General features: G+C 43.7%; 6 protein-coding genes, 19 tRNA genes and 3 rRNA genes. 26 read left to right on the top strand and 2 right to left on the bottom strand.

Annotated elements, in window-relative coordinates; translation table 11 throughout:
* Positions 1-25: 25 nt before the first annotated feature.
* The 22 genes from KX728_RS02005 to KX728_RS02110 all read left to right on the top strand — a co-directional run bounded on the left by KX728_RS02005 (position 26) and on the right by KX728_RS02110 (position 6,741).
* Positions 26-97: transfer RNA gene (locus tag KX728_RS02005), tRNA-Glu, on the top strand.
* Positions 98-325: 228 nt separating this feature from the next.
* Positions 326-1,872: ribosomal RNA gene (locus KX728_RS02010) — 16S ribosomal RNA — on the top strand.
* Between the two features lie 51 nt (positions 1,873-1,923).
* A tRNA-Ala gene (locus KX728_RS02015) sits at positions 1,924-1,996 on the top strand.
* A gap of 122 nt (positions 1,997-2,118) precedes the next feature.
* Positions 2,119-5,021: ribosomal RNA gene (locus KX728_RS02020) — 23S ribosomal RNA — on the top strand.
* A 76-nt stretch (positions 5,022-5,097) separates the two neighbouring features.
* Positions 5,098-5,213: ribosomal RNA gene (gene rrf / locus KX728_RS02025) — 5S ribosomal RNA — on the top strand.
* Together the 16S, 23S and 5S rRNA genes with 19 tRNA genes alongside form the textbook arrangement of a ribosomal RNA operon.
* A gap of 29 nt (positions 5,214-5,242) precedes the next feature.
* Positions 5,243-5,315 (top strand) — tRNA-Val (locus KX728_RS02030).
* A gap of 2 nt (positions 5,316-5,317) precedes the next feature.
* A tRNA-Asp gene (locus KX728_RS02035) sits at positions 5,318-5,390 on the top strand.
* Between the two features lie 24 nt (positions 5,391-5,414).
* A tRNA-Lys gene (locus tag KX728_RS02040) sits at positions 5,415-5,487 on the top strand.
* 5 nt (positions 5,488-5,492) lie between these two features.
* A tRNA-Leu gene (locus KX728_RS02045) sits at positions 5,493-5,574 on the top strand.
* 12 nt (positions 5,575-5,586) lie between these two features.
* Positions 5,587-5,659 (top strand) — tRNA-Thr (locus tag KX728_RS02050).
* A 27-nt stretch (positions 5,660-5,686) separates the two neighbouring features.
* A tRNA-Gly gene (locus tag KX728_RS02055) sits at positions 5,687-5,758 on the top strand.
* Between the two features lie 7 nt (positions 5,759-5,765).
* Positions 5,766-5,851 (top strand) — tRNA-Leu (locus KX728_RS02060).
* Between the two features lie 11 nt (positions 5,852-5,862).
* Positions 5,863-5,936 (top strand) — tRNA-Arg (locus tag KX728_RS02065).
* A 15-nt stretch (positions 5,937-5,951) separates the two neighbouring features.
* Positions 5,952-6,025, top strand: a tRNA-Pro gene (locus KX728_RS02070).
* Positions 6,026-6,030: 5 nt separating this feature from the next.
* A tRNA-Met gene (locus KX728_RS02075) sits at positions 6,031-6,104 on the top strand.
* A gap of 13 nt (positions 6,105-6,117) precedes the next feature.
* A tRNA-Ile gene (locus tag KX728_RS02080) sits at positions 6,118-6,191 on the top strand.
* An 11-nt stretch (positions 6,192-6,202) separates the two neighbouring features.
* A tRNA-Ser gene (locus KX728_RS02085) sits at positions 6,203-6,292 on the top strand.
* 11 nt (positions 6,293-6,303) lie between these two features.
* A tRNA-Met gene (locus KX728_RS02090) sits at positions 6,304-6,377 on the top strand.
* Positions 6,378-6,380: 3 nt separating this feature from the next.
* Positions 6,381-6,453, top strand: a tRNA-Phe gene (locus KX728_RS02095).
* Positions 6,454-6,469: 16 nt separating this feature from the next.
* Positions 6,470-6,540: transfer RNA gene (locus KX728_RS02100), tRNA-Gly, on the top strand.
* A gap of 33 nt (positions 6,541-6,573) precedes the next feature.
* Positions 6,574-6,647, top strand: a tRNA-Ile gene (locus KX728_RS02105).
* Between the two features lie 6 nt (positions 6,648-6,653).
* Positions 6,654-6,741, top strand: a tRNA-Ser gene (locus KX728_RS02110).
* A 74-nt stretch (positions 6,742-6,815) separates the two neighbouring features.
* Here KX728_RS02110 and birA read toward each other — a convergent pair.
* Both birA and KX728_RS02120 read right to left on the bottom strand, forming a co-directional pair.
* On the bottom strand, positions 6,816-7,751 hold the full coding sequence (gene birA, locus KX728_RS02115; RefSeq protein ID WP_215804944.1) for a bifunctional biotin--[acetyl-CoA-carboxylase] ligase/biotin operon repressor BirA: 936 nt from the start codon (positions 7,749-7,751) through the stop codon (positions 6,816-6,818).
* Positions 7,748-8,608: an AraC family transcriptional regulator gene (locus KX728_RS02120; protein WP_215804943.1), complete on the bottom strand. Its 861-nt coding sequence runs from the start codon at positions 8,606-8,608 to the stop codon at positions 7,748-7,750. The genes birA and KX728_RS02120 overlap by 4 nt, the downstream gene beginning before the upstream one ends.
* Positions 8,609-8,715: 107 nt before the next feature.
* On the opposite strand from KX728_RS02120, the gene KX728_RS02125 reads away from it, so the two are divergent.
* The 4 genes from KX728_RS02125 to KX728_RS02140 are packed head-to-tail and all read left to right on the top strand — an operon-like array spanning position 8,716 to position 13,904.
* A complete protein-coding gene (locus KX728_RS02125; protein ID WP_215804976.1) occupies positions 8,716-10,878 on the top strand; it encodes an alpha-galactosidase in 2,163 nt (720 codons plus the stop codon).
* A 34-nt stretch (positions 10,879-10,912) separates the two neighbouring features.
* Entirely contained in the window at positions 10,913-12,163 is a 1,251-nt protein-coding gene (locus tag KX728_RS02130) for an extracellular solute-binding protein (protein WP_215804942.1), read from the top strand.
* A gap of 18 nt (positions 12,164-12,181) precedes the next feature.
* Complete coding sequence (locus KX728_RS02135) at positions 12,182-13,054, top strand: carbohydrate ABC transporter permease (RefSeq protein WP_215804941.1); 873 nt, start codon at positions 12,182-12,184, stop codon at positions 13,052-13,054.
* A gap of 16 nt (positions 13,055-13,070) precedes the next feature.
* Complete coding sequence (locus KX728_RS02140) at positions 13,071-13,904, top strand: carbohydrate ABC transporter permease (RefSeq protein ID WP_000711267.1); 834 nt, start codon at positions 13,071-13,073, stop codon at positions 13,902-13,904.
* The last annotated feature ends 27 nt before the right edge of the window (positions 13,905-13,931 follow it).

Below are 13,931 nucleotides of genomic sequence, written 5' to 3' on the forward strand. Positions count from 1 at the left end.
TAATAGAAAGAGTTGAAAAGCTCAAGGTCCGTTGGTCAAGGGGTTAAGACACCGCCTTTTCACGGCGGTAACACGGGTTCGAATCCCGTACGGACTATGGTGTATTGCGGTTAAAAAAACTTGAAAAAAGTTTAAAAAATCTGTTGACAGAGACAGGTAGCTGTGATATACTAATATAGTTGTCGCTTGAGAGAATGAGTGACAAAGACCTTTGAAAACTGAACAAGACGAACCAATGTGCAGGGCACTATAACAGAAGTTATAGTACTGAACAATGAAAAAACAATAAATCTGTCAGTGACAGAAATGAGTGAGAACTCAAACTTTTAATGAGAGTTTGATCCTGGCTCAGGACGAACGCTGGCGGCGTGCCTAATACATGCAAGTAGAACGCTGAAGGAGGAGCTTGCTTCTCTGGATGAGTTGCGAACGGGTGAGTAACGCGTAGGTAACCTGCCTGGTAGCGGGGGATAACTATTGGAAACGATAGCTAATACCGCATAAGAGTAGATGTTGCATGACATTTGCTTAAAAGGTGCAAATGCATCACTACCAGATGGACCTGCGTTGTATTAGCTAGTTGGTGAGGTAACGGCTCACCAAGGCAACGATACATAGCCGACCTGAGAGGGTGATCGGCCACACTGGGACTGAGACACGGCCCAGACTCCTACGGGAGGCAGCAGTAGGGAATCTTCGGCAATGGACGGAAGTCTGACCGAGCAACGCCGCGTGAGTGAAGAAGGTTTTCGGATCGTAAAGCTCTGTTGTAAGAGAAGAACGAGTGTGAGAGTGGAAAGTTCACACTGTGACGGTATCTTACCAGAAAGGGACGGCTAACTACGTGCCAGCAGCCGCGGTAATACGTAGGTCCCGAGCGTTGTCCGGATTTATTGGGCGTAAAGCGAGCGCAGGCGGTTAGATAAGTCTGAAGTTAAAGGCTGTGGCTTAACCATAGTACGCTTTGGAAACTGTTTAACTTGAGTGCAAGAGGGGAGAGTGGAATTCCATGTGTAGCGGTGAAATGCGTAGATATATGGAGGAACACCGGTGGCGAAAGCGGCTCTCTGGCTTGTAACTGACGCTGAGGCTCGAAAGCGTGGGGAGCAAACAGGATTAGATACCCTGGTAGTCCACGCCGTAAACGATGAGTGCTAGGTGTTAGACCCTTTCCGGGGTTTAGTGCCGCAGCTAACGCATTAAGCACTCCGCCTGGGGAGTACGACCGCAAGGTTGAAACTCAAAGGAATTGACGGGGGCCCGCACAAGCGGTGGAGCATGTGGTTTAATTCGAAGCAACGCGAAGAACCTTACCAGGTCTTGACATCCCTCTGACCGCTCTAGAGATAGAGTTTTCCTTCGGGACAGAGGTGACAGGTGGTGCATGGTTGTCGTCAGCTCGTGTCGTGAGATGTTGGGTTAAGTCCCGCAACGAGCGCAACCCCTATTGTTAGTTGCCATCATTCAGTTGGGCACTCTAGCGAGACTGCCGGTAATAAACCGGAGGAAGGTGGGGATGACGTCAAATCATCATGCCCCTTATGACCTGGGCTACACACGTGCTACAATGGCTGGTACAACGAGTCGCAAGCCGGTGACGGCAAGCTAATCTCTTAAAGCCAGTCTCAGTTCGGATTGTAGGCTGCAACTCGCCTACATGAAGTCGGAATCGCTAGTAATCGCGGATCAGCACGCCGCGGTGAATACGTTCCCGGGCCTTGTACACACCGCCCGTCACACCACGAGAGTTTGTAACACCCGAAGTCGGTGAGGTAACCTTTTAGGAGCCAGCCGCCTAAGGTGGGATAGATGATTGGGGTGAAGTCGTAACAAGGTAGCCGTATCGGAAGGTGCGGCTGGATCACCTCCTTTCTAAGGATAAGGAACTGCACATTGGTCTTGTTTAGTCTTGAGAGGTCTTGTGGGGCCTTAGCTCAGCTGGGAGAGCGCCTGCTTTGCACGCAGGAGGTCAGCGGTTCGATCCCGCTAGGCTCCATTGGTGAGAGATCACCAAGTAATGCACATTGAAAATTGAATATCTATATCAAATAGTAACAAGAAAATAAACCGAAACGCTGTAGTATTAAAAGAGTTTATGACTGAAAGGTCAAAAAATAAGGTTAAGTTAATAAGGGCGCACGGTGGATGCCTTGGCACTAGGAGCCGAAGAAGGACGTGACAAACGACGATATGCCTTGGGTAGCTGTAAGTAAGCGATGATCCAGGGATTTCCGAATGGGGGAACCCAACAGGTACTACCTGTTACCCGCATCTGTTAAGGATGTGAGGAGGAAGACGCAGTGAACTGAAACATCTAAGTAGCTGCAGGAAGAGAAAGCAAAAGCGATTGCCTTAGTAGCGGCGAGCGAAACGGCAGGAGGGCAAACCGAAGAGTTTACTCTTCGGGGTTGTAGGACTGCAATGTGGACTCAAAGATTATAGAAGAATGATTTGGGAAGATCAGCCAAAGAGAGTAATAGCCTCGTATTTAAAATAGTCTTTGTACCTAGCAGTATCCTGAGTACGGCGGGACACGTGAAATCCCGTCGGAATCTGGGAGGACCATCTCCCAACCCTAAATACTCCCTAGTGACCGATAGTGAACCAGTACCGTGAGGGAAAGGTGAAAAGCACCCCGGGAGGGGAGTGAAATAGAACCTGAAACCGTGTGCCTACAACAAGTTCGAGCCCGTTAATGGGTGAGAGCGTGCCTTTTGTAGAATGAACCGGCGAGTTACGATATGATGCGAGGTTAAGTTGAAGAGACGGAGCCGCAGGGAAACCGAGTCTGAATAGGGCGCATTAGTATCATGTCGTAGACCCGAAACCATGTGACCTACCCATGAGCAGGTTGAAGGTGCGGTAAGACGCACTGGAGGACCGAACCAGGGCACGTTGAAAAGTGCTTGGATGACTTGTGGGTAGCGGAGAAATTCCAAACGAACTTGGAGATAGCTGGTTCTCTCCGAAATAGCTTTAGGGCTAGCGTCGACATAAAGATTCTTGGAGGTAGAGCACTGTTTGGGTGAGGGGTCCATCCCGGATTACCAATCTCAGATAAACTCCGAATGCCAATGAATTATGGTCGGCAGTCAGACTGCGAGTGCTAAGATCCGTAGTCGAAAGGGAAACAGCCCAGACCACCAGCTAAGGTCCCAAAATAATTGTTAAGTGGAAAAGGATGTGGGGTTGCACAGACAACTAGGATGTTAGCTTAGAAGCAGCTATTCATTCAAAGAGTGCGTAATAGCTCACTAGTCGAGTGACCCTGCGCCGAAAATGTACCGGGGCTAAAACAATTTACCGAAGCTGTGGATACCTTTATAGGTATGGTAGGAGAGCGTTCTATGTGTGAAGAAGGTATACCGTGAGGAGTGCTGGAACGCATAGAAGTGAGAATGCCGGTATGAGTAGCGAAAGACAGGTGAGAATCCTGTCCACCGTAAGACTAAGGTTTCCAGGGGAAGGCTCGTCCGCCCTGGGTTAGTCGGGACCTAAGGAGAGACCGAAAGGTGTATCCGATGGACAACAGGTTGATATTCCTGTACTAGAGTATGTAGTGATGGAGGGACGCAGTAGGCTAACTAAAGCAGACGAATGGAAGAGTCTGTCTAAGCAGTGAGGTGTGATATGAGTCAAATGCTTATATCTATAACATTGAGCTGTGATGGGGAGCGAAGTTTAGTAGCGAAGTTAGTGACGTCACACTGCCAAGAAAAGCTTCTAGCGTTTAAACATACTCTACCCGTACCGCAAACCGACACAGGTAGTCGAGGCGAGTAGCCTCAGGTGAGCGAGAGAACTCTCGTTAAGGAACTCGGCAAAATGACCCCGTAACTTCGGGAGAAGGGGTGCTGACTTTACGTCAGCCGCAGTGAATAGGCCCAAGCAACTGTTTATCAAAAACACAGCTCTCTGCTAAATCGTAAGATGATGTATAGGGGGTGACGCCTGCCCGGTGCTGGAAGGTTAAGAGGAGTGCTTAGGAGTAATCCGAAGGTATGAATTGAAGCCCCAGTAAACGGCGGCCGTAACTATAACGGTCCTAAGGTAGCGAAATTCCTTGTCGGGTAAGTTCCGACCCGCACGAAAGGCGTAATGATTTGGGCACTGTCTCAACGAGAGACTCGGTGAAATTTTAGTACCTGTGAAGATGCAGGTTACCCGCGACAGGACGGAAAGACCCCATGGAGCTTTACTGCAGTTTGATATTGAGTGTCTGTACCACATGTACAGGATAGGTAGGAGTCTATGAGATCGGGACGCCAGTTTCGAAGGAGACGTTCTTGGGATACTACCCTTGTGTTATGGCCACTCTAACCCGGATAGGTTATCCCTATCGGAGACAGTGTCTGACGGGCAGTTTGACTGGGGCGGTCGCCTCCTAAAAGGTAACGGAGGCGCCCAAAGGTTCCCTCAGAATGGTTGGAAATCATTCGCAGAGTGTAAAGGTATAAGGGAGCTTGACTGCGAGAGCTACAACTCGAGCAGGGACGAAAGTCGGGCTTAGTGATCCGGTGGTTCCGTATGGAAGGGCCATCGCTCAACGGATAAAAGCTACCCTGGGGATAACAGGCTTATCTCCCCCAAGAGTTCACATCGACGGGGAGGTTTGGCACCTCGATGTCGGCTCGTCGCATCCTGGGGCTGTAGTCGGTCCCAAGGGTTGGGCTGTTCGCCCATTAAAGCGGCACGCGAGCTGGGTTCAGAACGTCGTGAGACAGTTCGGTCCCTATCCGTCGCGGGCGTAGGAAATTTGAGAGGATCTGCTCCTAGTACGAGAGGACCAGAGTGGACTTACCGCTGGTGTACCAGTTGTCTTGCCAAAGGCATCGCTGGGTAGCTATGTAGGGAAGGGATAAACGCTGAAAGCATCTAAGTGTGAAACCCACCTCAAGATGAGATTTCCCATGATTTTATATCAGTAAGAGCCCTGAGAGATGATCAGGTAGATAGGTTAGAAGTGGAAGTGTGGCGACACATGTAGCGGACTAATACTAATAGCTCGAGGACTTATCCAAAGTAACTGAGAATACGAAGTGTGAGGTTTTCTTTGTATTTGATAGATATTCAATTTTGAGTAGGTATTACTCAGAGTTAAGTGACGATAGCCTAGGAGATACACCTGTACCCATGCCGAACACAGCAGTTAAGCCCTAGAACGCCGGAAGTAGTTGGGGGTTGCCCCCTGTGAGATATGGAAGTCGCTTAGCAGAATAGGAAGTTTAGAGACTTCCTTTTTGGGAGTTTAGCTCAGCTGGGAGAGCATCTGCCTTACAAGCAGAGGGTCAGCGGTTCGATCCCGTTAACTCCCATAGGTCCCGTAGTGTAGCGGTTATCACGTCGCCCTGTCACGGCGAAGATCGCGGGTTCGATTCCCGTCGGGACCGTTTAAGATAACGGCAGTTATTTTAGACTCGTTAGCTCAGTTGGTAGAGCAATTGACTTTTAATCAATGGGTCACTGGTTCGAGCCCAGTACGGGTCATATTTGCGGGTTTGGCGGAATTGGCAGACGCACCAGATTTAGGATCTGGCGCTTAACGGCGTGGGGGTTCAAGTCCCTTAACCCGCATAATAGAAAGTAGCCGGCTTAGCTCAGTTGGTAGAGCATCTGATTTGTAATCAGAGGGTCGCGTGTTCAAGTCATGTAGCCGGCATTTTTTTATATAGAATAAGAGGTCGATGCGAACGTAGTTCAGTGGTAGAACACCACCTTGCCAAGGTGGGGGTCGCGGGTTCGAATCCCGTCGTTCGCTTAGAGAGGCCGGGGTGGCGGAACTGGCAGACGCACAGGACTTAAAATCCTGCGATTGGTAACGATCGTACCGGTTCGATTCCGGTCCTCGGCATATAATGATGAGCACCCTTAGCTCAACTGGATAGAGTACCTGACTACGAATCAGGCGGTTAGAGGTTCGACTCCTCTAGGGTGCATTTTTTTATTTAACGCGGGAAGTAGCTCAGCTTGGTAGAGTACTTGGTTTGGGACCAAGGTGTCGCAGGTTCGAATCCTGTCTTCTCGATTCATGGCGGTGTAGCTCAGCTGGCTAGAGCGTCCGGTTCATACCCGGGAGGTCGGGGGTTCGATCCCCTTCGCCGCTATATTGATCTTGTTGGACCTTTAGCTCAGCTGGTTAGAGCTCTCGGCTCATAACCGAGTGGTCGTAGGTTCAAGTCCTACAAGGTCCATTGTAAATAATGGAGGATTACCCAAGTCCGGCTGAAGGGAACGGTCTTGAAAACCGTCAGGCGTGTAAAAGCGTGCGTGGGTTCGAATCCCACATCCTCCTTTTTATATTAACGCGGGATGGAGCAGCTCGGTAGCTCGTCGGGCTCATAACCCGAAGGTCGTAGGTTCAAATCCTGCTCCCGCAATTTGGCTCGGTAGCTCAGTTGGTAGAGCAATGGATTGAAGCTCCATGTGTCGGCGGTTCGATTCCGTCTCGCGCCATATTTTATTTTATTAAGCGGGTGTAGTTTAGTGGTAAAACTACAGCCTTCCAAGCTGTTGTCGCGAGTTCGATTCTCGTCACCCGCTTTGAACGAAAGTTCATACCAAGTTTTTGAACTTGGGCGCGTAGCTCAGGTGGTTAGAGCGCACGCCTGATAAGCGTGAGGTCGGTGGTTCGAGTCCACTCGTGCCCATTAATAGGAGAATTACTCAAGAGGCTGAAGAGGACGGTTTGCTAAATCGTTAGGTCGGGTAACCGGCGCGGGGGTTCGAATCCCCCATTCTCCGTACGTTGAGAGCTGCTAGGCTCTTTTTTTTGTATGTAAATCCCCCTTCTAAATCATTAAAAGGGGATTTGTTTATTACCAATTTGTTAGTGATATTTCTCCGCTATTTAGCCAGATAGTATGTTTATCTTCAAGTTCGACGTGTAGTTGACCAGATTCTGAGATTTCTTTTGCAAGTCCTTTTTTCAATTTTCCGTCTAGCTGGAAGGTAACTTCTTTTCCAAGAACTAATGATCTTTCTTTATAGATATAAAGTAACTCATCTGGATCCGTATTGTAGAAACAATTCCATATTTCACAGATGAGCCCATTACGACTAATTGGTGCAGGTGCCATAAATAGGCTGCCTGCTTTTTCTTTTAGGTCATCTGGAAAGTCTGTTATGGAAAAATTAATACCAAGTCCGATAATGACATCTGTAACCAATCCTGTCTCTACTGATGTCATTGCTTCGGTGAGGATACCCGCCATCTTTTTATTTTTTAAGTAGATGTCATTTACCCATTTGATATCTACTTCTATCATAGTTAGATTTTTAATGGCTTTGTAGACTGCAGCAGCTACAAGGAGAGTATAGGATGGGAGTTTTTCATAGGGAAGATTGGGTTGAATATGCAGGGACATATAGATCCCACCCTGAGATGGAGAATAGTAGGGACGCTGAAAGCGGCCACGACCTGCTGTTTGACAGGTTGAAAGATAGAGTGTATTTCCTTTATTTCCAGCCTCAATCCCTTCTTTTGCATCTGTTTGTGTTGATTTGGTCTCAGGTTTGTAGCGAATGATTAAGTTGGTTTTCTCCTGAATCAAATCAGGCAATATCAGATCGCCTTGAATAAGCTTGTATCCTCTATTTTTGATACTGTCAATTTCTAGGCCTTCTTGTTGAAGACGTTGGATCGCTTTCCATATGGATGTACGGCTTAAATTCAGTTCTTCTCCGATTTTTTCTCCGCTAACATAATCGTTTTCTCTAGCTAATATTTGGTAGACTAGTTGGTGTGATTTCATTGATTTTCCTTTCTAGCTAAGAGGGAGTGAGAGTATTCCTTTCGAGTTTGACTAGGTGTTTTATGAAAAAACTGCTTGAAGGCTTTTGAGAAATGTAATGGATCTGAAAAACCCACAGAATACGCAATGACTTTGATCGTTTCATTGGTGTGTTCTAGTAACTGTTGCGCACGGTTCATTCGAACGAAAAGTAAATACTCTTTTGGAGAGAGTTGGTGAAATTCTTTAAACACACTAGTTAAGTAACTTCTATGAACCGATAGCTCTTTAGCTAAATCTTGAATGGTGAGCGATCGTGGATAGTGACTATCAATTAATTGTTTGCAGTCAAGATAGAGCTGGTGAGTTGATGAAATATTCTCTTTTTTCTGATTGGGAGCAATCGTTCCTAGATGAAACATTAGTTCATGGAGTTGTCCCATGATGTGGAGTTGAGCCAATTCATTTGATTTTGTAATCTGAGCGAAACGGACAATATTTTCAACAAGTTTTGCAGTTGTTTGTGTATGACAGTTATTTGACTGGGTGAGGTAGGATTGGTCAGAAATTTGAGATAGAACAAAGTAGTCAGGTGCCCTCCCTCCAGTGATCCCCAACCAGTAGTAAGCCCAAGGATCCTGGCTATCTGCTTGATAGAATGTTAATTCATCTGGTTTTAGTAAAAAGAAATCTCCTGCCTTTAAATCAACAATTTTCCCCTTATAATGGAATTGACCTTTTCCTTTAGTAATGTAATGGAGTACATAGGTATCTCGAATAGCTGGGCCAAAAGAGTAGTTAGGCGTGCATTCTTCATAACCGTAGAAGCTAAGAGAAAGATCAATTGTTCCAGTCTGGTATTCTGAAAAAACGAGCATGGGTCACCTCCTACCTAACATTTTACCATACTTTAGAGACATTTTTCTATTTTAGAAAGCGCTTTTATGTGATAAAATTTTATCAAGAAATCGATGAGGTACAATTTATGGGAATTCGGATAGAGAATAATCTATTTTACGTTGAGAGTAAAGGTTTAAGTTTGATTATTGAAAATAGGGATGGGTTCTTATTATTAAAACATTTAGGAAAGACTATTAAGAACTATAGAGGGGCTAATAGTGTTTACGAACGCGATCATGCTTTTTCTGGTAATCCAACAGCTACTAATCGAACCTTTAGTTTGGATACGCAACGTCAAATTTTTGGACAACATGGTTTGGGTGACTTTAGAAAACCAACTATACAGGTTCAACATGATGCAACTGAAGTAACAGACTTTCGATTTGTAGAAGCAAAGATTTTAAAAGGTCAGAATGGTCCACAGGGCTTACCTTCTCCTCACAGCATGGATGGTACAGAGACGCTTGCCTTGATTTTAAAAGATCCTCAAGCTAAACTTAGTCTGACTTTGTATTATACAGCTTTTGATAATGATGCGACAATTGCTAGTTACAGCAAATTGGAGAATAATAGTAATCAGGAAGTTGTCATTCATAAGGACTTTTCTTTCATGGCTGATTTTCCTGCTGCAGCTTACGAAATAGTAACTTTGCAGGGAGCTTATGCTCGTGAAAAGACTGTCCGACGTCAACAGGTAGAACAAGGAATCTTTTCGATTAGTTCGAACCGTGGAGCTTCTGGGCATGCTCAAACACCAGCTCTTCTATTATGTGATCAAGGAGTTACAGAGGATGCTGGGAATGTGTTTGCTCTACAACTGATGTATAGTGGAAACTTCGAAGCTTTTGTCCAAAAGAATCAACTGAATGAAGTTCGGGTGGCTATTGGAATTAATCCAGAAAACTTTTCTTGGAAGTTAGATTCTGAGGAAGACTTTGAAACACCGGTAGCTTTAGTGACCTATTCAGACGAGGGATTAACTGGTATTAGTCATGAAAGTCAGAATTTTGTACTTAAGCACATTATGCCAAGTAACTTTTCTAAAAAAGAGCGTCCAATTCTAATCAATAACTGGGAAGCTACCTACTTTGACTTTCAGAGAGAAAAATTGTTAGAACTAGCTGATGAAGCTAAGAAAGTTGGTATTGAACTTTTTGTATTAGATGATGGGTGGTTTGGTAATCGCTTTGATGATAATCGTGCTTTAGGTGATTGGGTTGTTAATGAGAAAAAGCTGGGTGGAAGTCTAGAAAGTCTGATTTCAGCTGTCCATGAAAGAGGTTTGCAGTTTGGGCTTTGGTTAGAACCGGAGATGATTTCTGTTGATAGCGACTTGTATCGCAAACATCCTGACTGGGCTATTCAGGTTCCAGGTTATGAGCATACTTACTCTCGAAATCAATTAGTACTTAATCTTGCCAATCCTCAGGTAGTAGAATATTTGAAAAATGTTTTAGATGAACTTCTCTCTCATCATAAAATTGACTACATCAAATGGGATATGAACCGCAATATCACTAATCTGGGGAATGGTTCAGCCTACTTGGAAACCCAGATGCAATCTCATCAGTACATGCTGGGGCTTTACGAACTCGTTTCTTATCTGACAGAGAAGCATAGCCATATTCTCTTTGAGTCCTGTTCTGGTGGTGGTGGACGAAATGATCTTGGTATGATGCGTTATTTCCCACAGGTCTGGGCTAGTGATAATACAGATGCTATTGCACGTTTACTAATTCAATACGGTTCATCCTATCTCTATCCAACCATTTCTATGGGGGCTCATGTGTCAGCAGTACCAAATCATCAGATGGGACGAATGACACCATTGGAAACTCGTGGTCATGTAGCCATGATGGGAAATCTGGGGTATGAGCTTGATTTGACAAGTTTATCAGATGAAGAGAAGGATGAGATCGCTAATCAGGTGAACTTGTATAAAGAATTGCGACCAGTAGTCCAGTTGGGAAATCAGTATAGGTTAATCAATCCCAATGCTGAATCCAATGAAGCAGCTGTGCAATTTAACTATGGAAATCAGACGATCGTAACCTACGTCCGAGTCCTATCAGTTGTGGAAACAATGGAAACCACCTTGAAACTGAAAGACTTAGAAGTGGAAGTGCTTTATGAGCTGGAAGGGACAAACATTGTTTATTCGGGTGCAGAGCTCATGTATGCAGGTTTAACTGTTACCCTATCACCAGGAGATTTTTTGAGTAGACAGTATAAATTCAAAAGACTATAATAAAAGCGTATAAATTTATCAAGGAGGCATTCCAATGAAATGGTATAAGAAAGCAGGTTTTCTTTTAGTAGCTGGGGCAAGTTTACTAGGCCTAGTGGCTTGTGGTCAGAACAATCAATCAACTGATGGTAAGGTAACGATTGAGTTTTTTAACCAGAAGACCGAGATGGCAGATACCTTGCAAAAGATTGTGGATGATTTTGAAAAGGAACACCCTAATATTGATGTGAAGTTGACGACTGTTCCGGCAGCTGGAATTGTTCTGAAGACTCGGATTTTATCAGGAGATGTTCCAGATATTATTAATATCTATCCTCAAAATATGGATTTTCAGGAGTGGGCGAAGGCAGGCTATTTTGCAGATATGACAGGAAAACCCTATCTTGAGAACATCAAGAATGACTATGCCGAAAAGTATGCAATCAATAACAAGATTTATAGTGTGCCTTTAACGGCCAACCTTTATGGAATCTATTACAATAAAACGAAGTTTAAAGAATTAGGACTTGAGGAACCGAAGACTTTTAAAGAGTTTCAAGAGATTGTCAAAAAGATAAAAGATAGTGGAAATTCTCCGTTTGCGGTTGCAGGCAATGAAGGCTGGACACTAAATGGTTACCACCAACTTTCTCTCATTACCCTTACGGGTAGTGGAGACGCGGCTAATAACTATCTTCGCTTTTCAAAACCAAACGCAATCTCTGCAGATGATGCTATTTTAAAAGCAGATGCAGAACGACTCGATTTATTAGCAGATAATGCTCAAGATGGTTGGCGTGGTGCCTCTTATAATGATGCGGTGGTAGCATTTTCGAGTGAAAAAGCCTTGATGATGCCACAAGGATCATGGGCATTAGCCGCAATTAATCAACAGGATCCAAAATTTGAGGTGGGGATGTTTGCTTTTCCTGGAGAAGAAGTAGGAAAAGAAGCCACTGTTGGTGCAGGGGACATGGCATTATCAACTTCAGCTACTACTAAACATCCTAAAGAAACCGAGGAATTTATCAGCTATATGACTAGTCCAAAAGCTATGCAATCATATTATGATGTAGATGGATCACCAGTTGCTGTAAAAGGTATACAAGAAAAAGAAGATTCAGCACTTGCAGAGATTTCTAAACTGGCATTTACGGATAAACATTATGTTTGGTTGGGTCAACACTGGAATTCTGAAGAAGATTTTTTTAATCTAAGTGCAGGTTACCTGATGGATAAAAATCTGAAAAATATGGCAAACAATCTCAATGCTTTCTTTAATCCAATGAAGGCAGATTTGGACTAGAATAGGAGTTAAGATGATATGGCTATTCGAAAATTTTTAAATAAATACTGGGGTTGGACATTTTTGCTAATCCCGCTTGCTTTACAAGCTATCTTCTTTTACTTTCCAATGGTACAAGGTGCTTTCTATAGTTTGACTAACTGGACTGGATTGACCTATAATTATAAATTTGTTGGTTTAAATAACTACAAATTGTTGATGATTGATGGGAAATTCTTCACAGCCATAGCTTTTACTTTGATTTTAACTCTGGCATTGATTGTTGGAGAGATTACAATTGGGATGGTTGTGGCACGAGCCTTAAATTCTAAGATGAAAGGACAGACCTTCTTTAGAGCTTGGTTCTTTTTCCCGGCTGTTTTATCTGGTTTGACAGTTTCCTTGATTTTTAAACAATTTTTCAACTATGGTCTTCCAACGATTGGAAGAATTTTAGGGGTTGGTTTTTTACAAGAGAGTCTATTAGGAACACCTGTCGGTGCGGTAGTGGCAACTATTTTCGTTCTTCTATGGCAAGGAGTAGCAATGCCAATCATCCTCTTTCTTGCTGGTCTTCAGAGTATTCCAAGTGATATTTTGGAGGCAGCATCAATTGACGGTGCAACAAGTAAACAAACCTTTTGGAAGATTGAATTGCCCTATTTACTGCCAACGATCTCAATGGTTTTTATCTTGGCTCTTAAGTCTGGTTTGACAGCCTTTGACCAAATTTTTGCCTTGACGAGTGGTGGTCCAAATAATGCTACAACGTCTCTTGGACTTTTAGTCTACAACTATGCTTTCAAGAGTAATCAATATGGATATGCGAATGCAATTGCCTTGATTTTATTCTTAATTATTGGAATTGTTTCTCTTATCCAAATCAAGCTATCAAAGAAATTTGAAATCTAATAGAGGAGTCCTACACATGAAAAAAGAAGAAAAATTGAATCAGTTTTGGAAATATGTCCTCTTGATAGTCGGTGGTATTCTTATACTTGTTCCTTTGTTGGTAACGGTATTCAGTTCCTTCAAGACAACCAAGGATATCATGAATCATTTCTTTAGTTTGCCCAATCCTTTTACCTTAAGTAATTATGAACGATTGATTTCGGATGGAATTGGAGGCTATTTCTGGAATTCAGCAGTTATTACGGTGTTATCATTGATTGTAGTAGCTTTCTTTATACCAGCTGCAGCTTATTCCATTGCTCGAAATATGTCTAAGAAAAAAGCCTTTGCAATTATGTATTCGCTCTTGATCTTAGGGATATTTGTTCCATTTCAGGTGATTATGATTCCCATCACAGTTATGATGAGTAAACTCGGTCTAGCAAATATGTGGGGGTTGGTAATACTCTATCTAACTTATGCAATTCCACAGACTCTCTTCTTGTATGTTGGTTATATTAAAATCAGTATACCAGATAGTTTAGATGAAGCTGCAGAAATTGATGGGGCTGATCGTTTTACAACTTATCGTCGAATCATTTTTCCAATGTTGAAGCCCATGCATGCGACAACTTTGATTATCAATGCTCTCTGGTTCTGGAATGACTTTATGTTGCCACTCTTGATTCTGAATAAGGATTCCAAGATGTGGACTTTACCTCTCTTCCAATACAACTACCAAGGTCAGTACTTCAATGACTATGGCCCAAGTTTTGCATCTTATATTGTGGGAATTGTAACGATAACCATTGTCTACCTCATCTTCCAAAAACATATCATTTCAGGAATGAGTAACGGGGCAGTGAAGTAAAAAAGTGCTTAGGGAATTTATAATTCC

The organism is Streptococcus oralis, assembly GCF_019334565.1.
Lineage (GTDB): Bacteria > Bacillota > Bacilli > Lactobacillales > Streptococcaceae > Streptococcus > Streptococcus oralis_CR.

What these genes read in the sequence shown, in the direction of transcription:
- KX728_RS02125 (WP_215804976.1), top strand. Translation starts at nt 8,716, where the DNA reads ATGGGAATTCGGATAGAGAATAATCTATTTTACGTTGAGAGTAAAGGT.
- KX728_RS02120 (WP_215804943.1), bottom strand. Translation starts at nt 8,608, where the DNA reads ATGCTCGTTTTTTCAGAATACCAGACTGGAACAATTGATCTTTCTCTT.
- KX728_RS02135 (WP_215804941.1), top strand. Translation starts at nt 12,182, where the DNA reads ATGGCTATTCGAAAATTTTTAAATAAATACTGGGGTTGGACATTTTTG.
- KX728_RS02130 (WP_215804942.1), top strand. Translation starts at nt 10,913, where the DNA reads ATGAAATGGTATAAGAAAGCAGGTTTTCTTTTAGTAGCTGGGGCAAGT.
- birA (WP_215804944.1), bottom strand. Translation starts at nt 7,751, where the DNA reads ATGAAATCACACCAACTAGTCTACCAAATATTAGCTAGAGAAAACGAT.
- KX728_RS02140 (WP_000711267.1), top strand. Translation starts at nt 13,071, where the DNA reads ATGAAAAAAGAAGAAAAATTGAATCAGTTTTGGAAATATGTCCTCTTG.